Source organism: Halomonas sp. DP4Y7-1 (genome assembly GCF_019800705.1).
In the GTDB taxonomy this organism is placed as follows: Bacteria; Pseudomonadota; Gammaproteobacteria; order Pseudomonadales; family Halomonadaceae; genus Halomonas; species Halomonas litopenaei_A.
Genome location: NZ_JAHVKS010000004.1, coordinates 350,396 through 375,488, shown reverse-complemented (window position 1 = coordinate 375,488; position 25,093 = coordinate 350,396). Strand labels below are relative to the sequence as shown.

The window sequence follows — 25,093 nt, the reverse complement described above, 5'->3', positions numbered from 1 at the left end:
CCGTCCTCTCACGAGTAGCGTTCCTCGTCGTATTGTTCGTCGTGTCGCTCGCTTGCCAGGCGCCCCTTGTTCGAGGCCTCCATTCCCAGCAGGTAACGCTTGAGCTGCCACCATTCACCGGGGTCCGCGGCGTCATGCCACAGCCAGTGGGTTCGGCCATGCCAGCGCAGCGCGATCAGGTAATGACCCACACTGATGCAATAGAGGTCGATGTCGTGCCAGGGAGCGTGACTGTCTTCTGAGGCAGTGACGGGCCCTCGCCCGTCCTGACAGACGCCAGGACGCCACTGCCAGTGTCCGGGAACAGGCACTGAGACGGACGCCAGCCCGGCGACAAACGTCATGACGCCTTGCCACCACCGGCACCATCGACCAGGAAATCGTCCAAGGCAGCCACAGGGGCTCAGGTACGACTGCAACCTCGACACAGGCGGTCTGGAAGACAGAGTGGAAGACAGCGGGGAAGACAGTGTGGAAGGCAGCGCGAAGGACGTCGCGGGGGAAATGGCGGAAGGCGACGCGGTCGGCGTGGTCTGCGGCCCAGGCAGGCAGCGCAACTGACCGAGGAGAGGATGGCGGGCGCTGCGAATCAGCACAGCACCGAGGAAGGCAACAGCATATCCCCCGAGCGGGGAAGGCAGGACGATGGCGACGATCAGACTGACCGCCACCACTACTGCACCATGGGCGAGATGCTGTCGGTCAGAGGCCCCGATTGTGGCCGTGACCCGTGGTCTCTGCATAGTCCACGATCATCTGCACGATGCGCCGGCGAGTCGGCTCTTCCGGCCATTCGCGACGCATTAGCCATATAAACAGGTCCTGATCCTCTTCGGTGATCAGGTCGCGATAGGCGGCCTTGTCGGCCTCATCAAGCTCATCGTAGCGGTGTTCCAGAAACGGCAGCAACAGAAGGTCCAGCTCCCACATGCCGCGACGGGAGTGCCAGTGCAGGCGCTTGCGCTCGGCCTCGAGCTGGGAGGCCGCGGAAGACGGTTGATCCAAGGGGAACCTCGTCTGGGATGTTAAGTGTGGCGCCAGTATAGCGCAGGCACCAACGGCGGGCAGCCGCACGGAGGCGAAAAAGGTGATGCCGGGCAAGGGCCTGCCACGAATGTCGATCAATGTAGTGCGTTGTTTTATCAACACTTGAAAAGTATGCTATCTAAAAACAAGGGACTGCGATCGACGCGGTCCTCGACACTGGCCTGACCAGCGCTCATCACCCAGATGGGACTCACGGAGATAACCGATGACAAAGTCCGAACTGATAGAGCAGATCTCCATGCGGCAGCCCGAGCTGTCGATCAAGGACGTTGAGGCTGCGGTGCGCCTCATTCTGGATGACATCACCGACACCCTGGCCGATGGCGGGCGCGTCGAAATTCGTGGCTTCGGCAGTTTCTCTCTGCACTATCGGGAGCCACGGGTCGGACGCAACCCCAAGACCGGCGAAGCGGTGGAGCTGGAAGGCAAGTTCGTGCCACACTTCAAGCCAGGGAAGGAGTTGCGCGAACAGGTCGATGCCAGCCGTGCGCTGGGATACTAGCGACCAACGTCTGGGCCCACTCGCGCCAGCGTTTTCCGTTATCTCTGGCTCAACCTCTCTTCGTCTCACTACGGGAAGTCACACATGCGTTGGCTAAAAGGCCTGATCATGGCCATCATTCTGCTGGCGGTACTGATCATCGGTATCCTGTTCGCGACCAATAACCAGCAGGCCCTGCCGCTGAACCTGATCTGGTTCGAGCTGCCCGAGGCATCCCTGTCCGTCTGGCTGCTGGCCTCCCTGGCCGTGGGCGTCCTGCTCGGCATGCTCGCCATGACCGGCGTCTACATCAGGCTGCGCACGCTGCTGACCCGCGCCCAGCGCCACAACCAGCAGCAGCGCAAGGAACTCGACCGCCTTCGAGTGCAGGAGATGAAGGAACTGCCCTGAATGCCGGATCTCCTGCTACTGGGCCTGCTGGTCGTCGCCCTCGCCATTGGCTGGGCGCTCGGCCGGCGGGAAAGCCGTCCGCAACAACGCCCTGCCCCCAGCCTGCATCGCGACTATTTCGTCGGCCTCAACTACCTGCTCAACGACCAGCAGGACAGGGCCATCGAAACGTTTATCTCCGCGCTTGAAGTAAACAGCGACACCATCGAGACCCATGTCACCCTGGGCAACCTGTTTCGCTCTCGCGGGGAGGCCGACCGAGCGGTCAAGATTCACCAGAATCTGCTCGCCCGGCCGTTCCTCGATGCCCACCAGGGCGCCTGGGTCCAGCTCGAGCTATCCCGCGACTTCCTGCATCTGGGTCTGCATGACCGTGCCGAACGGCTGCTCAAGGGCCTGGTCAAGGAGGACACCCACGCCGAGATTCGCCACCACGCCAAGCGGCTGCTGGTGGACCTGTTCGAGCGTGAAGGGGAATGGCAGAACGCCATCGAAGTTGCCGTACCGCAGCTGACCCGCCAACACGACGACCTGCGCCGCGCGGCAGCCCACTGGCATTGCGAGCTGGCGGAGATAGCTCGCACCTCCAATAGCCACGGGGTCGCCCGCAAGCACCTCAAGCAAGCGCTGTCCATCGACGAGCGCTGCATCCGCGCCAATCTCGTGCATGCCAAGCTGTGCCACGACACCGGCCAATACCGCCAGGCGCTGAAGTTTCTTGACCGCATTCCCCAGCAGGATGTGGTGTTCATCCCCACCATGCTGGAGCCGCTGGAGCGCACCTATCAGCTGCTGGACGATGCCGAAGGTCTGATCGAACACTTGCGGCGCCTGCTGGAGCTCAACCCCTGCACCAGCGTTATTGTGCTGCTGGCCCAGACGCTCAGGCAGGTACGCGGCAACGATGACGAAGCCATCGAGCTGATTACTGAGCAGCTAAGGAAGGAGCCGAGCCTGGGCGGCGTCGATTATCTGATGGGCCTTTACCAACGCAGCGGCGCTGACGCCGGTGACACCCGCTTTGATCTACTGCGGCAACACACGCAGCCGCTGCTGAAGGCGTTGCCGCGGCATCGCTGTCGACGCTGCGGGTTCTCGGGGGAGCACCTGCACTGGCAGTGCCCCCGTTGCCGCAACTGGGGCACCACCAAGCCAATCACCGGCATCGAGGGCGAATAGCGCTACAACAGAGCGTCAGCCCTTGAGCTCGTCCTCGATCGCCGCAAGAGCGGCCATCGGATCTTCTGCCTGGGTCACGGGCCGCCCCACCACCAGATGGGTACTGCCCGCGTCCATCGCCTGCCGGGGCGTCATGATCCGCCGCTGATCCCCCGCCTGGGCAAAACTCGGGCGAATGCCCGGCGTGACCTTCAGGAAATCATCGCCACATGCTGCCTTCAGACGGGCGGCCTCCTGGGCAGAACACACCACGCCATCCATGCCGCTGTCCTTGGCCAGCTTCGCCAGGTGCTCCACGTGCTCGTCCAGCGGCGACGACACGCCGGTGGTCGCCAGTTCATCGGCGGTCATGCTGGTCAGCACCGTCACGGCGATCAGGTGGGTCGACAGTCCGTTCTGTTCAAGACGCTCACGGGCCGCTTCCATCATGCGACGACCGCCACAGGCGTGCACGTTGACCATCCACACGCCCTGCTCTGCCGCCGCCTGCACCGCTGCGGCCACCGTGTTGGGAATATCGTGGAACTTGAGATCGAGAAATACCTCGAAGCCGCGACCGTGAAGGGCGTCGAGCACGCTTGGGCCGCTGCGGGTAAACAGTTCCTTGCCGACCTTCACGCGGCAGCGTTCCGAATCCAGCCGGTCTGCCATGCACAGGGCGGCGTCCATGGAGGGGTAGTCGAGGGCGATGATCAAGGGAGATGAGGGGGTCACGGCGGCCTCCGGCGAGAAGTGAACGAAGCGCTGGCGCCCTGCTGATCCGGGAGTACTGCCCTTGCGCGGGGGCAATACTGAGGCCTTGAGCCAGGCCCGCTACCGGCTAGCCCGCAGCAGGCAAAGGGCGCCAAATCGCCGCAGTATATCAGCCTTGGCGCCACCCGCGCTGCCGCTTGGCTGGCTCAGATCTTCATAGATGACTGATATTTTATTAAGAATATTCTTATAACAGAGTTTTCTTATCTAACCCTAAGGTGAGAGAAGACAGCCGACGGCCACCAGGACAACGCCAACGACTGTTCACTCGGGAGGGCTTGGCGCACACCTGAAGGATCGACGGCGCGGCCTTTCTGGCACAGGTGCTGCTGCTATTGCTGACACACAGCGCTTGGCCGCCCATTTCCAACAACAACAGGACGTCTCTCATGCCAACATTCAATGACTATCCGTCTGTCCATCACCGCGCGTCTATCCATCACCGCACGTCTACCACTCAACGCACTGCCCGTCGTCGCCGGCCCCATGGGATCACGCTCGTGACGCTGGCCTGGCTTAGTGTCGCCTGGCTCAGCCTGGCCCATCCGGCCTTCGCTGCAGAAGGCCCCAGCATTGCGCCCATCAACGTCAATGAGGCCAGTGTTGAGCTGCTGGCCGAGCTGCCGGGCATTGGGCCCACCAAGGCGCAAGCCATCGTCGAAGACCGCCAGGTCAATGGACCCTACACCAGCGCAGAGGACCTGACTCGCGTAAAAGGCATCGGCGCCAACACCGTGGCGCGGCTCAAGGACGAAATCAGTACCGACTGACGTTTCGGCGTCACGATCGGCGTCACCAAGAATAGCGTTCGCTGCGCAAGCACCCGCCACGGGACGTGGCGGGTGCTTGCAGGTCATCAGGCGCTAGCGCTAGATCGAAACGGCCACGCTTAAAGGCGCAGACCGCCGTCTACCTCGATCACGCGGCCATTGACGTAGTCATTGTCGAAGATAAAGGCCACGGTCTTGGCGATCTCGTCGGGAGCCCCCAAGCGGCGTACCGGTACTCCAGCCGTCAGCTTGTCCAGCATGTCTTCACGCATGGACGCGGTCATCTCGGTTTCGATAAACCCGGGAGCAACGGCAGCCACACGCAGGCCGTGGCGCGCCAGTTCACGCCCCCAGGTCACGGTCAAGGCAGCCACACCGGCCTTGGCGGCGGCGTAATTGCTCTGCCCCATGTTACCGGCCCGAGAGATGCTGGAGATATTGATGATAACGCCGTTACGGCCGTCTTCGATCATGGCAGCGGCGGCAGCCCGACCGCACAGGAACACGCCGGTAAGGTTGACGTCGATGACCGCCTGCCAGGCGTCCAGCCCAAGCGTCTTCTCTACCTTGCCATCGCGAGCCTTGACCAGCAGACCATCGCGCAGGATGCCGGCATTGTTGATCAGCCCATCCAGCGGGCCCATGCCCTGGCGAATGTCGGCGAAGACTTCCGTGACCGACGCTTCGTCCGCCACATTGGCGACAAACCCGCGGGCATCGATACCGGCGTCCACCAACTCGTTGACGGCCTTGTCGAGTTGATCATTATCAAAGTCGATCAGTGCAGGCCGGGCACCCAGCTTGCCCAGATGATGGGCCATGGAGAGTCCCAGGCCACGAGCACCACCGGTGATGGCAATGACGGCATTTTCCAACTGCATACGGTTTCCCCTGGTAAGCACCAGCCGTGCCATGGCTGACAGGCCGGTCGGTGGCTCGCCGACGCGTGCTCCACGGATCGGGGACCCGGAACGCTGCACAACGAGCAGTTATTGCGTTGCAGCATGCCAAGTTTCCCGGCGCGGCGCTACCTTCCGACACCTGGCTCGCGCCAAACGCTAGTTTGCAGGCGATGGCATACCCGCTATAAGCCATTGACGCACCAATCAATCCGTCCGAGTCGATAGTCGACCTCACGTCACTCACGCAAAAACGCAAACGACAACATTCCACTGTGATGCAGTGACAGCTGCGGGTCGCCGCAGACGCTCACAGCCACCGACGGACCACAACCACGCGGCGATGGGGACGCCGGTGTGAGCGACCGATAGGTACTGTGCATCAGCGCCAGAGGTTGATGCTTGAACTCTTCGCCTTTCACCCCCATCTTCTCAACAGACCACAACGCGGAGCTGACATGCCCTTCCTTCTTATCTTCACCATTTTTGCCCTGCTCGACTTCGCCGTGCTGTTTTCGGTCGGCAGTGAGATCGGTCTGCTGTCGACCCTCGCCCTGGTGCTGGCTACCGGCTTTATCGGCCTGCATCTGATCCGTCGTGAGGGTGTGGCGACCTTCGCCCGCGCCCAGGAGCGCATGGCCCGCGGCGAAATCCCCTCCTCGGAGCTGATGACCGGTGCTGCCTTGATCTTTGGCGGTGCTCTGCTGATGGCCCCAGGTTTTCTGTCTGATGCCCTTGGCTTCATGTGCCTGATCCCGGACGCTCGTCGCTTGCTGGGCAAGCTGCTGGCCAAGGTAGGCATTCGCATGAAGGGCTTCCAGATGGGTGGCTCTACCTTTGGCTACGGTGGCTCGCAAGGCCCTGACTTCGGCGCCGGTTCAGCCAATGGCTGGGAGCAAGCCTCTGGCCGCGACGCTGACACCAGCCAGCAGCAAGAACGGCAGCAACAGGGCTCCGACAACGGTGACGGCGACCCCATCGAAGGCGAGTTTATCAGCAAGGACGATCGCCGACGCTAAGCCGTCGGGAGACAGGGGCGGAGATAGGGGCGAGGACAGGGGCGTTAACGGCCCCTGTCTTCGCCCCTTTTCATAGCGCTATCCTCAGCACTATCTCCCGCACTATCGTCAGCCCTCTCGCTATTCCTGTCGTCCGCTCTCTTCCCCTGCTCATCATCCGCCTCATCCCTCCTGTCGTTTTCCTGTCGTCACCGCTGTCGCCACCCTCGTGGAAGGAGATTGCGCGTGGGCATGCCCAGGTTTGCGCCAAGGTTGTGCCGTGATGCGCTGACGGGGCACATGAGTGTGAAAAAAATTTCGTCCTCGCCCTTGAAAGCCCCTTCACCAGCCCCACTTACCAGATCAGCATCAAGCTTCGGTGAGGGGGTTGCTCCCTCGCCTTTGACAGGAGGGCCGACAAAGGCCTGCCACTTTCATCGGCAGCCTGGCCATGACCTCCAACTCTCGCCGCGATCTGCGTCACGACGAGAGTGAACAATGAACCGCCGCGGGTGGATGCCCCGGCCTAGCAAAACCATCAGGAGAACGTGAGCAATGAACATCCGTCCCTTGCACGATCGCGTCGTCATCCGTCGCGTTGAGGAAGAGCAGAAGACCGCAGGCGGCATCGTGCTTCCGGGCAACGCCCAGGAAAAACCGACTCGTGGCGAAGTGCTCGCCGTCGGTAACGGCCGGATTCTCGAGAGCGGCGACGTACGTCCTCTGGACGTGAAGGTCGGCGACACCGTGATCTTCAAGGATGGCTTTGGCGTCGAGAAGCAGAAGATCGACGGCGAGGAAGTCCTGATCATGAGCGAGTCCGACATCCTGGCAGTCGTCGAGGGCTGAGCCCACGCCACTGACTCGGTCGTTTCAACGTTCACTTTTGACGCTTAGATTCAAAGGAAGTACAGAAAATGGCAGCGAAACAAGTCAAGTTCTCTGATGATGCCCGCAAGCGCATGGCGCGTGGTGTTGACGTTCTGGCCAACGCCGTCAAGGCAACTCTGGGCCCGAAAGGCCGCAACGTGGTGCTGGAAAAGTCCTTCGGCGCACCGACCGTGACCAAGGACGGCGTCAGCGTCGCCAAGGAAATCGAACTGAAGGACAAGTTCGAGAACATGGGCGCGCAGATGGTCAAGGAAGTCGCTTCCAAGACCTCCGACGTTGCTGGTGACGGCACCACCACCGCTACCGTTCTGGCCCAGGCCATCGTCGCCGAAGGCCTGAAAGGCGTGACTGCCGGCATGAACCCGATGGACCTGAAGCGCGGTATCGACCAGGCGGTCGTTGCGGCGGTCAAGGAAATCCAGGCTCTGTCCGTGCCCTGCACCGACTCCAAGGCCATCGCTCAGGTTGGCACCATTTCCGCCAACGGCGACACTCGCATCGGCGAGATCATCGCTGAAGCGATGGAGAAAGTCGGTAAGGAAGGCGTCATCACTGTCGATGAAGGTCGCGGCTTCGAAGACGAGCTGGACGTGGTCGAAGGTATGCAGTTCGACCGCGGCTACCTGAGCCCGTACTTCGTGACCAACCAGGACACCATGGCGGTGGAACTGGAAGATCCGTTCATCCTGCTGGTGGACAAGAAGATCTCCAACATCCGCGAACTGCTGCCGACTCTGGAAGCCGTGGCCAAGGCTGGCAAGCCGCTGGTCATCATCGCTGAAGACATCGAAGGCGAAGCCCTGGCAACGCTGGTGGTCAACACCATGCGCGGCATCGTCAAGGTGGCAGCGGCCAAGGCACCTGGCTTCGGCGACCGTCGCAAGGCCATGCTGCAGGATATCGCTATCCTGACCAACGGCACTGTGATCTCCGAAGAAGTCGGCCTGAACCTCGAGCAGGCTACCCTGGACCACCTTGGCACCGCCAAGCGCGTGACCATGTCCAAGGAAAACACCACCATCATCGATGGTGCTGGCAACGACAGCGACATCGAAGCTCGCGTCAACCAGATCCGCGCTCAGATCGAAGAGACTTCCTCTGACTACGATCGCGAGAAGCTGCAGGAGCGTGTCGCCAAGCTGGCCGGCGGTGTTGCTGTCATCCGCGTCGGTGCTGCCACCGAAGTCGAGATGAAAGAGAAGAAGGCTCGCGTCGAAGACGCCCTGCACTCCACTCGTGCAGCCGTCGAAGAAGGCGTCGTGCCTGGCGGTGGTACTGCTCTGATCCGCATCCTGACCAAGATCGCTGGTCTCAAGGGTGACAACGAAGACCAGACCCACGGTATCGCCATCGCCCTGCGCGCCATGGAAGCACCGCTGCGTCAGATCGTCACCAACGCTGGCCAGGAAGCCTCCGTCATCGTCAACCGCATCAAGGACGGTGAAGGCAACTTCGGCTACAACGCCCAGACCGGCGAGTACGGCGACCTGTTCGACATGGGTGTGCTGGATCCGGCCAAGGTGACCCGTACTGCACTGCAGTCCGCTGGTTCCGTTGCTGGCCTGCTGATCACCACCGAAGCCATGATTGCCGACGATCCGGACGAGAAAGACGCTGCTCCGGACATGGGTGGCATGGGCGGAATGGGTGGCATGGGCGGCATGATGTAAGTGCCCCCACGGGCAGGCTAGCCTGCCCGGCCCCGCACCCAGAGGCAATGAACAGCAATGCTGCGACTTGCCTCTGGTGTGCCAGCCCTAGCGCACAAGCCCTAGAGCAAAAGCCCTGCCCCTGCGGCAGGGCTTTTTCGTGCCCGACGCTTAGGTGTCATTGCCATAGCCATTGCCGTCGCCATTGCCACCGCCATTGCCATCGCCCTCTTCATCGATCCGCCTCATATCCACGCTGAGGACATTTCACTTATCGAACGACCCCTGCCATGGTTCACTATGTCCCGGCTTTTTCGAGGTAGGCAAGCGATGGAACTGACGCTATTGGATGGCGGAATGGGGCGAGAGCTGAAGCGTATCGGCGCGCCCTTTTCACAACCCCTGTGGAGCGCCCAGGCGCTGATCGAGGCCCCTGATCGTGTGGTCGAGGCCCACCGCAACTTTCTTGATGCTGGCGCCCGTGTCGTCACGGTGAACAGCTACGCCTGCGTGCCCTTCCATCTCGGCGAAGAACGCTACCAAGAGCAGGGTATCGCCCTTGCCACCCAAGCCGCCCGGCTAGCTGCGCGATCCATCAGCGAATGGCAGGCCGATCAGACCGGCGAGGCCTCCAGCAGCCGCGCCCAGGTCGCCGGTTGCCTTCCCCCCGTCATGGGCAGCTACCGCCCGGACCTGTTTGACGCCAATCGTGCACGTTCGCTGCTGACAGACCTTTACCGCGCTCAAGAGCCCTTCGTGGACCTGTGGCTGGCCGAGACGCTGTCGAGCCTGGAAGAAATCGCTGTCGTCCAGGAGGTATTGGCGAATAGCGACGCACCACGCTGGTTTGCCCTGACCCTGCAGGACGATATCACCGACGTGGCGCGCCTGCGCTCCGGCGAGAGCGTGGCAGAAGCCGTCACACAACTCTGCCAAGGCGGTGTCGATGCCATCCTCTTCAACTGCTCAATTCCAGAGGTGATCGAGCAGGCTCTGATCGATGCCAGTGACGCCATGCGACGCCTGCGCTGCTCGCTGCCGCTGGGGGCCTACGCCAACAGCTTCGCGCCCATTGCCGCAGCCCATCAGGCCAATGCCACCCTGACCCAGGCCCGCCAGATCACTCCCCAGGGCTACCTGGACTACGCCATACGCTGGTTCGAACGCGGCGCTCGCCTTATCGGCGGCTGCTGCGGCATCAGCCCCAGCCATATCGCCGCCCTGGAGACATGGCGAAGGTCGATGTAGCGACTCAGGCAAAACCAGTCGGCCTAGATCCGTCAGACAAGGCGTGAAAGCCCGCTCATTCCCCGCCAGGCCGCTGGCGGCTACAATGGCGCTCCCTGTCTCTACTGCGATTTGCTGTCGAATGCTCTCCAATATCCGCATCGTTCTCGTTCAGACCTATCATCCCGGCAACATCGGCTCCGCCGCCCGCGCCATGAAGACCATGGGCCTGACGGACCTGGTGCTGGTCAATCCCCGTGCCTTTCCGGACGAGGAAGCCAGCCGCTTGGCAGCGGGCGCGCTGGATGTGATCGAGGGAGCAAGAGTGGTCGAGCGGCTGGAAGATGCCATTGGCGACTGCGTGCGGGTGGTCGGCGCCAGCGCGCGACTGCGAAGCCTGCCACTGCCCCACTACGATGAGCCGGACGAGTTGGCCAAGGACCTGGTGGAGGATGCTCGCAGCAGTCCCGTGGCGATGGTGTTCGGTCGCGAGCGCTACGGCCTGACCAACGACGAGATTCGCTTGTGCTCGCATCAGGTCAGCATTCCCGCCAATCCTGACTACGGCATCTTGAACCTGTCCCAGGCGGTACAGGTGCTGTCCTACGAAGTCAGGCGGGCATGGCGCAAGCACGCGGGTGAGTCTACGGCCGGTGCCAGCTCTATAGCGACACCGCCTACGCGTGAGCAGGTGGGGCACTTTCAGAGCCACTTGAGCCGCGTCATGCAACGCAGTGGCTTTATCACCCAGCCCCACGCGAAAACCGAAGAGCAGCTGCAGGCCCTGTTCGCCCGTGCTACTCCCTCGCGCAAGGAGCTATCGTTGCTGCGAGGCTGGCTGTCCTCCTTGGAAAGCCACCTTCCTTCCGACGACAACCGCTAGCGGCATTTGGCCGACTAGAACGACCCTTGGTTGGCTAGAACGGCCCTTGGTTGGCTAGAGCGGCTCTTCCCTAGGTAGAGCGGCTTTTGATCGACTAGAACGACAACATCGTTACCTAAACGCGGGTCGCGACACTATCGCGACCCGCTCGGGCTGACGCTTACCCGTCAATGACCCCACAGGCGACGCGAGCTCCGCCACCACCAAGGTGGGGTTCGTCGCTGTAGTTGTCGCCACCGGCATGAATCATGATCGCGCGGCCGCTCAGGTCAGACTCCTTCACCCTTGGGGCGAGGGTCGTCAGCTCGGCTTCGCCCTGCTGTCCTACGGACAGTGCGGGCAGATCCCCCAGGTGTCCATCGCCATAGGGGCCCTGATGGGTGCCGGTTTCCTCGGGGTCATAGTGACCACCGGCAGCGGCAGCAGCCACCACTTCCCCGTCCTTCTCTGCCGGGGAGCAATCCGGGTTGACGTGTACGTGCAGGCCGTGGATTCCGGTGTCCAGCCCTTCCAGGGCAGGCGTAATCAGCAGGCCATGATCGCTATCCTCGAAGGTGATGGTACCGACGCTGTCGCCCACGCCGTCAGTACTGACACGGTGCATCTCCACCTCGGTCGCGGCATGTGCTGCACCCGCCACCAGCAGGCTAGCGCCTAACCACCATGTTGCCTTGATCATCTAGAGGCTCCTTTCCATGTGAAGTGTCTTTCCATCGGGTACGACGTTCCTTCTGGAACACCCTGCCGTCAGGAACGTCTTTCTCTCCCTGTAGAGAGTTCAGCGCCGAGTCTTGCCGACCGTTGGCTGTGTTCGACGACTCGATCTCGCGACTCCCTGTCCCTTAGCCTGGACCAAAGTGACGGATCAGCACAACCCGTAAGCGATATCGTCAAACACCCTTTACAGCCACCCTTTCCCCCCTTGAAACGACAGTGCCCGTGCTGCGGGAGCACGGGCACTGTTTTGATCTATCGCGTGTGCGCTGTCGTTCGGGGCTACGTTAGCCGCTTAGGTTAGCCCTTACGTTAGCCGCTCAGCTTAGGCCGCTTACGCTGGCAAGGACGTCTGCGTGGGGCCGGAGCGGGCTCCTGAGATTACAGCGTCATCGCCGCGAGCCAGCCAAAGGCCACCAGCGGAATGTTGTAGTGCACGAAGGTCGGCACGACGCTATCCCAGATGTGGTCGTGCTGGCGGTCCACATTGAGCCCCGAGGTCGGACCCAAGGTGGAATCCGAGGCAGGTGAACCCGCATCACCCAACGCCGCAGCGGTACCCACCAGGGCCACCGTCGCCAGATCGGAGAAACCGAACTGCACCGCCAGCGGAACAAAGATGGCGGCAATGATGGGGATGGTGGAAAACGAGGAGCCTATGCCCAGGGTAATGAACAGACCGACCAGCAACATCAGCAGCGCCGCCAGGCCGCGGTTGTCACCGATGACCTCGACACTGGCACTGACCAGGCTCTCGATATCGCCGGTGGCCGTCATCACCGCAGCAAAACCCGAGGCGGAGATCATGATGAAGCCAATCAGCGCCATCATGCGCATGCCGCTGGTGAACAGGTCGTCCGCCTCGCGCCAGCGGAAGATGCCGCCCATGGACAGCAGCGAGAAACCGACCAAGCCGCCCAGGATCATGGAACCGGTGTAAAGCTGGATACCCAGCGCCGCGACGATGGCCACCACCGACATGATCAGCCCCAGCGCGCGGGGCTCCTCGGTGTCGCCCGCTTCATGGCCGTGGGCATGGTGGGTTAGCTCGGCCTCAGAATAGTCACGAGGCTTGCGATAGGACAGAAACACCGCCACCAGCAATCCCAGGAACATGCCGGCCACGGGCACGCCCATCGCCATGGGCACCATGGCACGGCCGATCTCGAGGCCAAGGCTCTCCCCGGCCTGATTGATGTTGGCCAGCAGAATATCGTTGAGGAAGATCGCGCCAAATCCCACCGGCAGCAGCATATAGGGCGCCGTCAGACCAAAGGTCAGGGCACAGGCCACGGCGCGACGGTCCATACGCAGCTGGTTCATGACCTTGAGCAGCGGCGGAATCAGGATCGGGATAAAGGCGATGTGCACGGGAATCAGGTTCTGGGACGATACCGCGACCAACAGGACGCTGCCCAGCAACAGATACTTGACCGTGGCCTGGCGAGATGCGCTGGATTCCTGCCCCAGCAAGGTGATCAGGCGTCGGGCCAGCAGGTCAGGCAGGCCTGAGCGAGAAATCGCCACCGCAAAGGCCCCCAGCGTGGCATAGGCCAGCGCCACCTTGGCACCTCCCCCTACGCCGTCATTGAAAGCCGCCAGGGTATCCTCGATGGACAGACCACCGACCAGGCCACCCACCAGGGCGCCGACCACCAGCGCCAGCACCACCGAGACCCGCGCCAGCGACAGGCCCACCATCACCAGAACGGCAATAATTACAGCGTTCATAGGAACATCCGAGTTGGGGTTACGAGGGTTGAGGGAGGGGAAAACCTCGGCGCAAAGCCAGGAATAGCGCAGGTTTCCCGCAAAAGTCGGCGCGAAGGATACCAGAAAAGCGCTGGCTGCGGGATGTCACCAAAGCATCACGCGGCGTTTACGGATTTGTCATATTGGCAGGACATACTACACTCGTGTTCAGGCAACATCGGGCAACGGATACTGCCCCATGAGCGTCACGGATGCGACGATGCAGGACGCATCGAGGGAGTTCAGGCACCGGGATAGTGCCTCAGGGAGGAAAGAAAGCAAAAAGATTGCTGCGCCACGTCCATCGGTCGTGGCGCTTTTCTTTTTTGTGGCGCTTTTCGTTTCTAGAGGACGTCAGCTCTAGAGGACGTCTGCGGCTCAGGCGACCGTGCTATGTCGCCGCAGCAAACTCATGGTCGCCGCAGCAACGTCGCCGCAGCAAACTCACGTCCAGCGCTCTCAGGTATCGGTGAACCCGCGCAGAAAGGCAGCGAGATTACGGCTCAGCGCCGGGGTCGGATAACCCCCCTCCTGCACCAGCACCGTGGGCAGGCCCAGCTCGCCCACCTGGCGGCCAATCGTCACAAAGTCCTGAGTATCGAGGCTCAGCCCCGCCAGGGGATCATCCTTGTGGGCATCCAGCCCCAGCGCCAGCACCAGTGCATCCGGGCTAAAGCTCGCCATGGCATCGAGCAGTTCGTCCAGCGCGGCCTGGAAGGCATCGATGCCACTGCCCACCGGCAACGGGACATTGAGATTGGCCCCTAGGCCAGGGCCGATGCCGGTCTCTTCTGCGCTACCCCAGTAGTAGGGGTAGAAGTCCGCAGGGTCAGCGTGCAGCGAACCGGTCCAGACGTCGCCGCGGTCGTAGAAGATGTCCTGGGTGCCGTTACCGTGATGAAGATCGATATCCAGGATGGCCACCTGGGACACATGCTCACGCAGCACGGTGGCCGCGAGAGCGGCGTTGTTGAGATAACAGAAGCCCCCGGCGCGATCTGGCCCCGCGTGATGCCCCGGCGGTCGACACAGTGCATACGCCGTGCCTGCGCCCGACACGATGCTTTCAGCCGCGGCCTGAGCCGTCGCGGCGCTGGCCAGAATGCCCTGAAAGCTTGTGGCGGTCAGCGGGCAGGCCATGTCGTGTAGATGCCAGCCTGCCTGACCTACCGGGTGTCGCGGATAATGCTTGCCACCACCGCAGGGATGCACGTTGGGCGCCACGAAGTCGGTGGCCTCAGGCAGCGTTTGCCAACGGGAATGAATCGTCTCGAGAAAATCCAGGTAACGCTCGGTATGGATTTCCTTGAGTCGCTCCCTCAACTTGGGACTGTCGACTTCTGCGGGTGCGGTCAGCGCCAGGCCGACCTCGGCGAGACCTTCGCTCAGCAACTCTGACCGACGCGGCCCTTCGGGCGAATCGCTCAACACGCCTCGCTTCAAGAACTGAGGGGGTGCGTGACGTTCCTGGTCAGGATGGTAAAACAGTTTCATCTACATCGGTCTCCGGTGATGACGCGACCTCGCTCCCCGTGTCTTGCGTACCCTGAGGCACCACTTCGGCACCCTCTCCACGAGTCGATACCTGAGCGAGTCTATTCCTGGCCACAGCAGCTCGGGCCACAGCAGTTCAGGCTACAGCAGTTCAGGCCAAAGCAAGTCAGGCCACAGCAAGTCAGGCCTGCTCCTGAGCGAGTCTACCCCATGATAGTGCCGGAAAACCCGACCTTGATACCACTCCCGGGACCATCATCACCGCCAAGCTGGCCGTAGCAGATCAGCTCGGCGTGGCCTGACCTGGCGTTTTTGCCACCGCCAGCAGGCCACCCCTTTGATTGACGTCGGTCAACCTTTGACATCCATCCCAAGGCGCTTGCCAGCCGTCGGCGCGACGGCTAGTCACGGCGCCTTGCTAGCAGTAGAGCCTAGCAACGGCCTTTCTTGGCTTGCCCCGGCGGACAGAAGTCGCCGCCGTGATGGCCGCCGTGGTCACGATGATCATCGTCAAGGATGATCAACGGCTCAGACGAAATGCGCGCCGGTTCGTAGCTACAGCCCGCAACGGTCATGATCAGCAGAAGCGGCATCAGCCATTTCGCAGCAGAAGTTACCATCGGCATACTCTTGATCCCCTATTGACCCTGATACTCTTGCCTCTGGTTATCGATTCACTGTGACAACCCTTAGAGGCGATATCGTCGTAGGGTATCGCAAAGTTCGTACAACCACCTCTGTCGCCGGGCAAGCACACCATGTGTCGCCATATGGAGACGCCACAACTTCGATCACTCCCGCCTTCACCAGATATCGCTCCCGGAATCGGGCAGGCCCTGCACCTCCACCATATCGTCTGAGGGCGGTGGTGCCTGTCGTTGCTGCTCAGCCTCCTGCTGTCTTGATTCTTGCCGCAGAAGCCTCTGTTGAAGTTCCTGCTGTGGCGACACGACTGGCTGCAGCGACTCGTCTGACCACAAGGTGACGTCCGCAACGAGCTGCTGGTCGGGCCTTTGTCCAGTCATTAGGGCAGTCGGGACCACGCCATCGCCGTCATACATCGGCTTGATGCCTTCGATCACGTACATGTTGTCGTTGTAGTCAAAGTTCCCGCCATTGAAGTCCTGGATGACCAGGTAGGTATCCGGGATGTCGTTGCCTTCCTCGTCCAGGGCCTGGAACAGACGAATGAAGTAGCCCCGCTCCAGATCAGGGCCATTGGCTGGGGGCGTGCCCTGGCCAGTGGGGTTGAGGGACGGGTCTGACGACAGTCCTGCAATCTCGAAGCCAAACAGCGTATCTCCCGTCCAGTCTTCTGGTATGTCAGAGCGCTGCAAGGTGACCTCCGGGAACTCGCCGCTACCGAAGACACGGGGCAGCAGCGACTGATTCTGGTCCGCCCCATGGGGCAGCAGTCTGCGATCATCGGACGTGTCCTCAAATGCATGTATCCCAAGCGTCGCACCGCCGGGGTTCTGCATCGAGGCCAACTGAGTGATGCGCACGCTGTCGACGCCGTCGGCAAAGGTCCAGTAACGCGACAGCACCTCCTCGTCAGTGACAGGACGATAGTAACCAAAGTCGTACAGGGGGGAGCCAGGCCCACCGCCACCGCCGGCGAGGGGCAGCCCGCCGATGCGGTTGCCAAGCCCGGCGACGCTCCAGATCTCATCCACGGTGGGTTCCCAGCCGCCCTCGTCCTGAGCCTGCCAGAAGCCCGCCAGCTCAAGGGACGTCACCGGCGAGTCGGCGTCGTTGGTCAACAGCGTCAGCCGGCCAAAGAAACGTCCATCATCGTCATTGCGCTCGGGCGCCTGGTAACTGTCGCGATCAAATAACACCGTGATGTCGATGGACTCGCCTGCTGCCAGCACGCGCCCTTGCAGCGCGTCGGCGTCGGCCAGCCTGAAGGGTCCATCGAGCATCGCATTCAGAATCTGCAGAGGTTCGCTGCCTTCATTGGTCATGCGTGCCAGGCCAGTTTCCCTGAAGTCCCGATCAGGGGCCGCAAAGTCATTGTTGTCCAGATAGTTGAACAGCAGTCGGTCGTGGAAGAACTGGCTCTCGGCGTTCACCAGGCTCACGTCGGCCCCCTCTGCCACACCGACCGGCGCTACCTCCACCGCCTCGACACGGGAGCTGCTGTCATCATCCGATATCAGGTGCCAGCGATACTCGGTGCCGGCCTCAAGCTCGACGTACCAGAACACCCCGCCAGAGCCATCGTCGGCCTGCAACGCGGGCGGCAATGGCTCCCCATTGAGGGAGACGTCAATCTCGTCCCCCAATTCGCCTACCGTTAGGTCCAGTCGATACATGCCTGACTCGCTGACCGTGAAAAACGCATCGGCGGTGCGCGGACTGGAGACCAGGCCGGACACGCCGTCATCCAGCGCGATACGCATTCCGTTGGTGGCGTCTGCTGGGTGGTTGATAGCCTCACGGATGGCTTCTCGTGACAGGTCCGGCACCCATAGCAGGTCGACGTCGACCGCACTCCCCCCCACTGAGGCCAACGCCAGCGCATGGCTTCCCGCCTCCAGGAATACCTCCACGTTCACGTACACCCAGTCATCGGCTGTCTCGCTGTCCGCCGCAAGCTGCAGCGGCGCCAACTCGACGCCATCGAGCGAGAACGGCAGCTGACGCGGCTCGCCATCCGCGGGAAGGTAGTAGCGAAATCCCAGCTCGTAGTGTCCGTCCTGTTCGACCCGAATCGCCCAGGTGATACGTTGCTCCTGGGCGTCTGACAGCGCGACATAGGCTTCGCCAGAAGCGTCGCGACCGCTGTCATCCGGCGTTGGCGCGACGCCCTGAAGAAGCGCCTCTTCCGCTTCATAGCTCGTATGCCCAAACACATCGCCCTGCCACACCTCGAGCTGGTCAATGTTCGGGCCCGCCCTGCCTAGGGATTGCAGGCGAACCTCGACCTCCCCCGCCGGCAGGTCGATCTGTACATCCTGGGTCATCCACAGGTTCCACCTTTCATCCAGGCTGGGAAGGCTCGGGGCAGCCGGAAAGCTCACCAGCCCATGGCTTTCGCCGTTGATGAATATCTCCAGGGGGCGTTCCTTGCCGCCGCCGTTGGCATAGCGGATGCGCAGCACGTTGTAGCCTGCTTCCTCTGGCGCCAGGGTGAAGCCAAAGGTGATCCAATCCTGGGCGCTGACGCCAAAGTCGGCATAGCCGCCACCGATACCGTCGCGATCATCGAGGTTGCCATCGTTGCCGTAGCTGCCCGGTCGCAGGCCTGGCGTGTCCTCTGCTATGCCCTGAAAGATCGCGACATCGCCGGTCGTTGACAGCGTGGCGCTGGTACCGTCATTCGGAGTGTCATCCTCGGCCTGGATGGTGGCTAGCTTCACAGGCTGCTCCGGCGGTTCAGGCAGCTCTGGCAGCACCGGATCCAGACGGACCAGCTGGCTTTCACCGGTGCGCCGATTCAAGGTCAATAGATACAACTGCCCGGTGGCCGGGTTTTCGACGATGTCCAGGGGGCTGTTGTAACGGATGACGCCGCCGTCACTGTCACGCAGCACATCGTCGCTGATGACCTTGCCGTCATCGTCCAGGCGTATCCAGCGTATATCATTGCCGCCGGAGAACTCGGTGAACAGCAGGCTGCCTTTCAGGGCATCGCCAAAGATGTCGCTGGTGAATTCTGTGGCCCCGTTGGGTGAGCGGTTGGGCCCCAGAGCGTAGGTGTCCTCCACTCGATAGTTGGGATCAGGCTGAGTGCCGGGAGCGTAGGTCGGCACCTCGTTGGCGTCTTCAAAGCGGGTCGGGTTACCACCGTCCAGTATGTACTCATCCCGCAACGGATTGCCGTGGCCGTAATAGCCCCCCTGGTCGACAGTAAACAGAAAATCGTCCTGGAGCCCCACGCTGATCAGCGACTCATCCTCTGCCGTCGCCGGGTCGTCCGGCACCCTGCCCCCTGCGGCGCCCCCATTGGTAGGCACGTACAGCCGGCCATCCGAGTGCCACACCAGGTCATAGGCGTTACGGATACCGGTGGCAAAGATCTTGGCCACCGCGTCCTCTGCGAAAGGATCGTAGAACGTCGACAGGACGTTACCATCGACGTCCTGGACGCTGGCGACGCCGCGCTCGTCGAAGACCAGATAGCGCCCGTCTCCCATGGAAATGGGATCATCCTTCAGGTTGTTATCGTCGTCGCGAAAGCGGGTCTGATCCTCGGGCAGGGGCTCGGTCGTGACGTCAAATCCGCCCTCGGGAGGCGTTCGGCTCGGGTCGATTTCCAGCACCGTGGCAGACAGCAGGCGCTCGGGCCGGTTGGCCCAGGCGCTGTCGACGCCGCCGGTACCCGTGTTGGAACCTTGGGTCAGGTACAACAGATACTCGGGGCCGGCGTCGGGGGAATCCGGGTCAAACTCTGGGTTCTTGCGAAACTCGATGCTGTTGCTGACATGATCCGCCGCAGAGCGCGGCAGGCTGGTCAGATACACCTCGACCTGCCCGCTGAAGCTGCCTTCCTCGTCCAGGGTGATCTTCAACAGCCGACCACTGAAGTCTGGCACCCTGCGCACCTGTCCCAACAGCGGCACCGGATAGTTATCGGTCACCCACAGCACCTGGGGATCGGAGGGGTCTTCTGCCACGCCGATAATGGCCCGGCGCACATTGTCCGTCACCGAATCAGGCTGCGCGAATGGGTCCCATCCCAGGTCCAGCACTTCACCTGGCCCCAGCGAGCCATCTTCCGGGTCTAATCCGTAGCGTCGGATCTGACCGCCCATGCTGACCACATACAGGGTGTCGCCTGCCCCGTTGAGCGTCAGTGAGGTAAAGGCAACAGCATCATCTGCAGCACCGTCGAGCTCGACGGTGCCCGCGAAGGCAACGTCGACGTCCGCGTCTCTCTCGGTCACCGGTCCAGTGACAAAGGTGTTGGTGTATTTAAGGAAGTCACGGGTTGGCGCATCGATATCGCTGTTGTCACCGCGATCCTGGAAACCATCGATGACCAGGGTATAGCTGGTATAGGGCTTGAGCGGGTCAACCGGGGACAGGGTCAGGGAATCGAAACCACCGGTGGTGTTGATATCAACGTCCACCTCGACGCCGGTGACCGTCTCGAACAGGCGCACAGATCCATCCGCCAGGCTTTCCAGCAGCACACCGCCCCTGCCTTCCACCACCTGAACGCCCACGAAGATGTCCGAGGCCGGATCCACCCCGGTAGGCAAACCGCCATCGTCCCGATCCAGCGCCACCTCCACCGCCTGGCTGCCGACGCCCGCCACGGCTCTAGCCCCGACAAACCGGGCATAGTCATCGACAGCATCACGATCATCACTTGGGGTGGGGTCCGGCAACGACTGAATCTCGACATATTGCAGCTTGACGTTGCGGGCATCCGCGCCAAGTGCGTCCAGGGTCAAGCGTCCGTCGGTGACCTCGACCACCCTGGTCACCAGCGTCGTGCGAAAGCCATCGGTGTCGTCGGTAACGTTGGCATCCAGCGGGAAGTCGCCGGGCCGCGCAGGCACAAACCCATCGATGAGCGAAGCGCCCTCTGCATTGACCTGATAAAAGGCATCAAAACGGCCGGAGACATCCCCCACCGCCAGGGTAACCTCATAGAAGCCCGGCGCCAGCTCGATCTCCCATCCCGCGTTGACGGCGATATCACCATCACGCGTCATCTGGGCGTAGCTGGCCTGGCGAGGGTCCAACCCGTCAAAGTCCCCCGAGCGGTCAACCAGCAAGGACGCATCCACATCGACCAGCGACATGGGAGTGGTGCCGTTGTCGACGCCATCGGCGATGCTGGCGCCGCTGACCCAGCCGTACTGGTGGGACACGCCCCCGACCTCGATCGCCTGTTCGCCAAACGCCTTGCCGCTATCTACAGCATAACCGTCCACTGCCGTAGAGACTTCAGGCTGAAAGTTGATGCGCCATACGCTCCGCTCGCTGATCGCCGCAGGGGCCGCCGAGGTCGATGGAAAAGCCTGACCCAGGTGTTCGACATCGTTAACCGCATTTTCGCGACCTACTTCGTTGACATCCTTTATATCGCTCACACCCAGCCCTCCCCATCTATAAACCTCGCAATGTGCAAAGTAGAGCGCCATTCACACAGAAAAATAAATAGCAATGATCCTACATCGATTACGACAAAAGCTCTTCAAAAACTACTTTCTTTACATCAACGAGCCATTCAAACATCGCCGCACCAAAACGCAAAAAGTCGCGTCAACCAATATTCACGAATGAGTGATCTTTATCTTTATAAAACAATAAGATGAAAAAACTAAACTGCATTAATGATCTTTTCCAATTTTCAAAAATGAGAAAAGTCGAAGCGCTAAAACAGACTAATTTATCACTACCAAATGTTAAATCTGTGCTTAAAACGACATATATGAAAGGAAATTCGGACCAGACTGTCGCCAAGTAATCACTAGATTCTTACTCGAATATATCCACATAATACTGCCGGGTAGACAGCGACCTCAGAAATACGTTTTCTGGAACGCGATACATTGTGATGTACGTCATTCTGCTAAAGCTGAGTTGTCGCTCTGCCATCGTTCGACTAAAGCTCTGCCGAGCGAACGGACTGAATCAACCTGCCGAACCAGAACGAACCAGAACGACGAGTCAGAACAACGAACCAGAACGACGAACCAAACCGACGAACCAGGCCCTACCATCGAGAGCCACAAGGCTTCTCGCCAGCGCCTCCATTCACGCTGCCAAGAGCTCATCGCCATGCGCTTATCCCCGTCTCAGGACAATGCTCTATCCCGCGAGGCGTCTGCCGTTGCCGCAGCGCTGCGCGGCTGTCGCAGGGGGCTCGTGGATGTGGCCATCTTCAGCATCGCCATCAATTTGCTGATGCTCGTCCCCTCTTTCTACATGATGCAGGTCTATGACCGGGTGCTCGCCAGTCGCAGCGTCGATACCTTGATCATGCTGACGCTTATCGTGATCTTCCTGTTCGGGATCATGGCCGGCCTGGACTGGGTGCGTTCGCGCCTGCTGGTGAGGCTCGGCAATCGTTTCGACGAACAGCTCCAGCAGCGGCTTCATCAATCGCTTTATCGGCAGGCACTCACCAATCCCAGCGCTGCCTCCATCCAGGGCCTGGATGACCTTGCCACGCTACGTCAGTTCTTTTCGAGCCCAGCGGTCCCGGCGTTCCTCCACACCCCCTGGATACCCGTCTATCTGGGTATCCTGACGCTGTTTCATCCGTACTACGGGCTCTTCGCCCTGTGTGCCGGAGCGCTGCTACTGGCCCTGGCGGTGCTCAACGAGGCCAGGACCCGCGAACTGCTCAAGCAGGCCGGGGCCAGACAGGTGTCCAATCGAGATACCACCGCGGCCAACCTGCGCAACAGCGAGGTGCTGCATGCCCTTGGCATGGTCGAAAGCATCCAGCATCGCTGGCAGGCGATACATCGGGAAGGCCTCACCCTGCAGTCCCTGGCCAGCGACCGCGCAGGCACCCTGACCCATCTGTCGAAGGCGCTGAGGCTGCTGTCCCAGTCCTTGATCCTGGGGCTCGGCGCCTGGCTGGTCCTGGTCGCAGAGTTGACCCCAGGGATGATGATCGCCGGTTCGATTCTGCTCGGCCGCGCGCTGGCGCCACTGGATCAGCTGATCAACGGCTGGAAGGCCTTCATCGCAGCACGCAATGCATCGGAACGTCTCAATACCTTGATAGGCGCGGCGACAGCGGGTGAGCCCATGGCGTTGCCCTGTCCCCGGGGCTCGCTGACCCTGGAGAACGTCAGCGCCGCTCCACCGGGATCACAGAACATCACCTTGAAGGCCATCAGCCTCACGCTCTCGCCCGGGGAACAGCTGGCCGTGGTGGGCCCCAGCGGTTCAGGCAAATCGACCCTGGCGCGGGTCGTGCTGGGCATCTGGCCCCGCCTGGATGGCTGCGTGCGCCTCGACGGCGCCGACATTCTCGGCTGGAAGCGCCAGGCATTGGGGCCTCACCTGGGCTATCTGCCCCAGGACGTCGAGCTGCTGGCGGGAACCATTGCCGATAACATCGCGCGCTTTGCCGCCGTCGACGCCGAGGCCGTGGTCAAGGCCGCGAACCTAGCCGGCGTGCACGAGCTCATTCTGTCCCTCGCTGACGGCTACGACACCGTCATCGGCCCACAGGGCCTAGGCCTTTCTGCCGGTCAGCGTCAGCGTATCGGACTGGCGCGGGCGCTTTACGGCCAGCCCTGCCTGGTCGTGCTGGATGAGCCTGACGCCAGCCTCGATGACGCTGGCGAACGCGCCCTGGCGCAGGCACTCGATGGGCTGCGCCGCCAGGGGACGACCACTCTGGTGATCACCCACCGTCAGTGCCTGCTGGATCGGGTAGACCGTATCCTGACGCTTCGCGACGGTCAGGTGGCCGCGCTGCGCGCCCGCCGCAGCGCCGACGATGGCCCGGTCGGGGCCAAGACCTTGCCCGGCAAGGTGATCAAACGGGTGACACCACACCGACCAGCATCGGCAGGAGGCCCGTCATGACCTTGCCTTCGCCTGGCTCATCCACCGAGACGTCCGCTAAGACCCCGGCCTCTTTAGACGCCGGCGGCTCTCCCGTGGTCCCACCGCCAGCCCTTTCATCAGCCCTATCGCCAGCCCTATCGCCAGCCCTATCACAAGGCCAGCCGCCGACAGCGCTGCAGGTTTATCGCCGCATGGGCTTTGCGCTGCTGATGATTGCCCTGGGCGGCTTCGTGCTGTGGGCAACCACGGCTCAGCTGGCGGTGGCCGTGGTAGCGCCCGGAGCGGTATCGGTGGAAAGCTTCACCAAGCGTGTTCAGCACCTGGAAGGGGGCATCGTCGCCGACATTCTCGTAAGGGATGGGGATCAGGTGCAGCATGGTGATCTGTTGATCCGCCTCGATGACACCCTGGCCCGGGCGGAAAGCCGCATCGCCGACACCGATTATCTGATCGCGCGTGCCAGTGAGATTCGACTGCTGGCGGAGCAGACAAATGCCGCCATGCTGACCTTTCCCGATGAATTGACGGCCGCCCGGCTGCAGCGCGTGCGTGAGGTGCTGGCGGTGCAGCAACACCTCTTTGAGGTACGTCGCCAGGCCCTTGCGGACACCCTGGCGGCCCTGGATCAACAGGTGATCCAACTGGAGGAGCAGATCCAGGGGCTTGAGCGTACACGGGGGATTACCGACCTGCGTATCGACTCCCTGGAGCGGGACATCGCCAGCCATCGCCGCCTGTTTGACGACGGCCTGATCAGCAGTCAGCGGCTGCGCGAGCTGGAGCGCGAGAGCCTTGAGTACCAGAGCGACAACGCCAGGCATGCAGCGGACATTGCCAGGCTGCAGGCTCAGATCAGCGAGCTGGTACTGAACAAGCAGGTGCGGCGACAGGAATTTCAGCAGCAGGTGGGCGAGGACCTACGGCGGGTTCAGGCCGAGGTGGCCGACGCCGAAGAGCGCCTGGTCGCGCTCAATCATCGGCTGACGCGCACGCACATTGTGGCGCCGGTGTCCGGCACGGTGGTCGGACTCGACGTGCACACGATCGGCGCGGTGGTCCGTGGAGGCGACATCCTGCTGGAGCTGGTTCCATCCAACGACCGCTTCGTGGTCGAAGCACGGGTCCCCAGCCAGGACGTGGATCATCTGCATGTCGGCCAGCACGCCGATATCCGCTTCAGTGCCTTCAATCAGCGTTTGACCAAGGTGGTCGCGGGCACCATCGGCCATGTCAGCGCCAACAGCTTTGACGATGAAACGAGTCGGCAGCGCTACTACAAGGTCATCGTCCAGGTGACAGACCCGATCACTAGCGTATTGCCTGAGGGCATGACGCTCGTCGCGGGCATGCCCGCAGAGGTCATGATTCGTACCGGAGAGCGCAGCTTTGCCAGCTACATGCTAAAACCGCTTAATGACATGCTAGCCAGGGCCATGCGCGAGGAATGAAGCC

General features: G+C 61.8%; 20 protein-coding genes. 11 read left to right on the top strand and 9 right to left on the bottom strand.

The features are described 5' to 3' along the window. Positions 1-8: 8 nt before the first annotated feature. Together KUV72_RS10575 and KUV72_RS10570 are read right to left on the bottom strand one after the other, a co-directional pair. Positions 9-344, bottom strand: coding sequence for a hypothetical protein (locus KUV72_RS10575; protein WP_222238281.1), 336 nt, complete (start codon positions 342-344; stop codon positions 9-11). A gap of 358 nt (positions 345-702) precedes the next feature. Continuing rightward, the gene (locus KUV72_RS10570) at positions 703-1,005 is read right to left on the bottom strand and encodes a succinate dehydrogenase assembly factor 2 (protein ID WP_206937970.1); all 303 of its coding nucleotides are present in this window, start codon (positions 1,003-1,005) and stop codon (positions 703-705) included. 247 nt (positions 1,006-1,252) lie between these two features. Here KUV72_RS10570 and KUV72_RS10565 point away from each other — a divergent pair, with 247 nt between their 5' ends. The 3 genes from KUV72_RS10565 to lapB all read left to right on the top strand — a co-directional run bounded on the left by KUV72_RS10565 (position 1,253) and on the right by lapB (position 3,118). Next, the gene (locus KUV72_RS10565; protein WP_045994571.1) at positions 1,253-1,549 is read left to right on the top strand and encodes an integration host factor subunit beta; all 297 of its coding nucleotides are present in this window, start codon (positions 1,253-1,255) and stop codon (positions 1,547-1,549) included. Positions 1,550-1,633: 84 nt separating this feature from the next. Next, entirely contained in the window at positions 1,634-1,939 is a 306-nt protein-coding gene (locus tag KUV72_RS10560; protein WP_206937961.1) for a lipopolysaccharide assembly LapA domain-containing protein, read from the top strand. Next, positions 1,940-3,118 carry a lipopolysaccharide assembly protein LapB gene (gene lapB / locus KUV72_RS10555; protein WP_222238280.1) on the top strand — a complete coding sequence of 393 codons (1,179 nt, stop codon included), beginning with the start codon at positions 1,940-1,942 and terminating at the stop codon, positions 3,116-3,118. A 15-nt stretch (positions 3,119-3,133) separates the two neighbouring features. On the opposite strand, the gene pyrF is transcribed toward lapB, so the two are convergent. Then, positions 3,134-3,832, bottom strand: a complete 699-nt coding sequence (gene pyrF / locus KUV72_RS10550) for an orotidine-5'-phosphate decarboxylase (protein WP_222238279.1) — start codon at positions 3,830-3,832, stop codon at positions 3,134-3,136. 428 nt (positions 3,833-4,260) lie between these two features. Here pyrF and KUV72_RS10545 point away from each other — a divergent pair, with 428 nt between their 5' ends. Beyond that, positions 4,261-4,641: a ComEA family DNA-binding protein gene (locus KUV72_RS10545; RefSeq protein ID WP_222238278.1), complete on the top strand. Its 381-nt coding sequence runs from the start codon at positions 4,261-4,263 to the stop codon at positions 4,639-4,641. A gap of 119 nt (positions 4,642-4,760) precedes the next feature. On the opposite strand, the gene KUV72_RS10540 is transcribed toward KUV72_RS10545, so the two are convergent. Then, entirely contained in the window at positions 4,761-5,522 is a 762-nt protein-coding gene (locus tag KUV72_RS10540; RefSeq protein WP_222238276.1) for an SDR family NAD(P)-dependent oxidoreductase, read from the bottom strand. A 476-nt stretch (positions 5,523-5,998) separates the two neighbouring features. On the opposite strand from KUV72_RS10540, the gene KUV72_RS10535 reads away from it, so the two are divergent. The 5 genes from KUV72_RS10535 to KUV72_RS10515 all read left to right on the top strand — a co-directional run bounded on the left by KUV72_RS10535 (position 5,999) and on the right by KUV72_RS10515 (position 11,188). Next, on the top strand, positions 5,999-6,559 hold the full coding sequence (locus tag KUV72_RS10535) for an FxsA family protein (RefSeq protein WP_206937934.1): 561 nt from the start codon (positions 5,999-6,001) through the stop codon (positions 6,557-6,559). A gap of 534 nt (positions 6,560-7,093) precedes the next feature. After that, positions 7,094-7,387, top strand: coding sequence for a co-chaperone GroES (locus KUV72_RS10530; RefSeq protein ID WP_045994577.1), 294 nt, complete (start codon positions 7,094-7,096; stop codon positions 7,385-7,387). 68 nt (positions 7,388-7,455) lie between these two features. Further along, a complete protein-coding gene (groL, locus tag KUV72_RS10525; protein WP_206937932.1) occupies positions 7,456-9,099 on the top strand; it encodes a chaperonin GroEL in 1,644 nt (547 codons plus the stop codon). 309 nt (positions 9,100-9,408) lie between these two features. Then, on the top strand, positions 9,409-10,326 hold the full coding sequence (locus KUV72_RS10520; RefSeq protein ID WP_222238274.1) for a homocysteine S-methyltransferase family protein: 918 nt from the start codon (positions 9,409-9,411) through the stop codon (positions 10,324-10,326). A 121-nt stretch (positions 10,327-10,447) separates the two neighbouring features. Then, a complete protein-coding gene (locus KUV72_RS10515; RefSeq protein WP_206937918.1) occupies positions 10,448-11,188 on the top strand; it encodes an RNA methyltransferase in 741 nt (246 codons plus the stop codon). A 160-nt stretch (positions 11,189-11,348) separates the two neighbouring features. On the opposite strand, the gene sodC is transcribed toward KUV72_RS10515, so the two are convergent. The 5 genes from sodC to KUV72_RS10490 all read right to left on the bottom strand — a co-directional run bounded on the left by sodC (position 11,349) and on the right by KUV72_RS10490 (position 21,198). Further along, complete coding sequence (gene sodC / locus KUV72_RS10510; protein ID WP_222238273.1) at positions 11,349-11,867, bottom strand: superoxide dismutase family protein; 519 nt, start codon at positions 11,865-11,867, stop codon at positions 11,349-11,351. Positions 11,868-12,283: 416 nt separating this feature from the next. After that, a complete protein-coding gene (locus KUV72_RS10505) occupies positions 12,284-13,633 on the bottom strand; it encodes a Na+/H+ antiporter family protein (protein WP_206937906.1) in 1,350 nt (449 codons plus the stop codon). Between the two features lie 480 nt (positions 13,634-14,113). Beyond that, a complete protein-coding gene (locus KUV72_RS10500; protein WP_222163108.1) occupies positions 14,114-15,148 on the bottom strand; it encodes a histone deacetylase family protein in 1,035 nt (344 codons plus the stop codon). A 431-nt stretch (positions 15,149-15,579) separates the two neighbouring features. Continuing rightward, positions 15,580-15,768 (bottom strand): hypothetical protein, encoded by a 189-nt coding sequence (locus KUV72_RS10495; RefSeq protein WP_206939279.1) that lies wholly within the window; start codon positions 15,766-15,768, stop codon positions 15,580-15,582. Between the two features lie 183 nt (positions 15,769-15,951). Beyond that, positions 15,952-21,198, bottom strand: coding sequence for a hypothetical protein (locus KUV72_RS10490; RefSeq protein ID WP_222238272.1), 5,247 nt, complete (start codon positions 21,196-21,198; stop codon positions 15,952-15,954). 691 nt (positions 21,199-21,889) lie between these two features. Between KUV72_RS10490 and KUV72_RS10485 the strand changes: the two genes are divergently transcribed. Further along, positions 21,890-23,659 carry a type I secretion system permease/ATPase gene (locus KUV72_RS10485; protein ID WP_222238270.1) on the top strand — a complete coding sequence of 590 codons (1,770 nt, stop codon included), beginning with the start codon at positions 21,890-21,892 and terminating at the stop codon, positions 23,657-23,659. A 173-nt stretch (positions 23,660-23,832) separates the two neighbouring features. Next, positions 23,833-25,089 carry an HlyD family type I secretion periplasmic adaptor subunit gene (locus KUV72_RS10480; protein WP_222238268.1) on the top strand — a complete coding sequence of 419 codons (1,257 nt, stop codon included), beginning with the start codon at positions 23,833-23,835 and terminating at the stop codon, positions 25,087-25,089. Positions 25,090-25,093 lie beyond the last annotated feature (4 nt).

Bases quoted from the DNA above. Each gene is read 5' to 3' on its own strand.
- KUV72_RS10515 (WP_206937918.1), top strand. From the start codon at position 10,448: ATGCTCTCCAATATCCGCATCGTTCTCGTTCAGACCTATCATCCCGGC.
- KUV72_RS10500 (WP_222163108.1), bottom strand. From the start codon at position 15,148: ATGAAACTGTTTTACCATCCTGACCAGGAACGTCACGCACCCCCTCAG.
- KUV72_RS10535 (WP_206937934.1), top strand. From the start codon at position 5,999: ATGCCCTTCCTTCTTATCTTCACCATTTTTGCCCTGCTCGACTTCGCC.
- KUV72_RS10560 (WP_206937961.1), top strand. From the start codon at position 1,634: ATGCGTTGGCTAAAAGGCCTGATCATGGCCATCATTCTGCTGGCGGTA.
- KUV72_RS10520 (WP_222238274.1), top strand. From the start codon at position 9,409: ATGGAACTGACGCTATTGGATGGCGGAATGGGGCGAGAGCTGAAGCGT.
- KUV72_RS10530 (WP_045994577.1), top strand. From the start codon at position 7,094: ATGAACATCCGTCCCTTGCACGATCGCGTCGTCATCCGTCGCGTTGAG.
- KUV72_RS10540 (WP_222238276.1), bottom strand. From the start codon at position 5,522: ATGCAGTTGGAAAATGCCGTCATTGCCATCACCGGTGGTGCTCGTGGC.
- groL (WP_206937932.1), top strand. From the start codon at position 7,456: ATGGCAGCGAAACAAGTCAAGTTCTCTGATGATGCCCGCAAGCGCATG.
- sodC (WP_222238273.1), bottom strand. From the start codon at position 11,867: ATGATCAAGGCAACATGGTGGTTAGGCGCTAGCCTGCTGGTGGCGGGT.
- KUV72_RS10480 (WP_222238268.1), top strand. From the start codon at position 23,833: ATGGGCTTTGCGCTGCTGATGATTGCCCTGGGCGGCTTCGTGCTGTGG.
- KUV72_RS10545 (WP_222238278.1), top strand. From the start codon at position 4,261: ATGCCAACATTCAATGACTATCCGTCTGTCCATCACCGCGCGTCTATC.
- KUV72_RS10575 (WP_222238281.1), bottom strand. From the start codon at position 344: ATGACGTTTGTCGCCGGGCTGGCGTCCGTCTCAGTGCCTGTTCCCGGA.
- KUV72_RS10495 (WP_206939279.1), bottom strand. From the start codon at position 15,768: ATGGTAACTTCTGCTGCGAAATGGCTGATGCCGCTTCTGCTGATCATG.
- KUV72_RS10565 (WP_045994571.1), top strand. From the start codon at position 1,253: ATGACAAAGTCCGAACTGATAGAGCAGATCTCCATGCGGCAGCCCGAG.
- KUV72_RS10505 (WP_206937906.1), bottom strand. From the start codon at position 13,633: ATGAACGCTGTAATTATTGCCGTTCTGGTGATGGTGGGCCTGTCGCTG.
- KUV72_RS10485 (WP_222238270.1), top strand. From the start codon at position 21,890: ATGCGCTTATCCCCGTCTCAGGACAATGCTCTATCCCGCGAGGCGTCT.
- lapB (WP_222238280.1), top strand. From the start codon at position 1,940: ATGCCGGATCTCCTGCTACTGGGCCTGCTGGTCGTCGCCCTCGCCATT.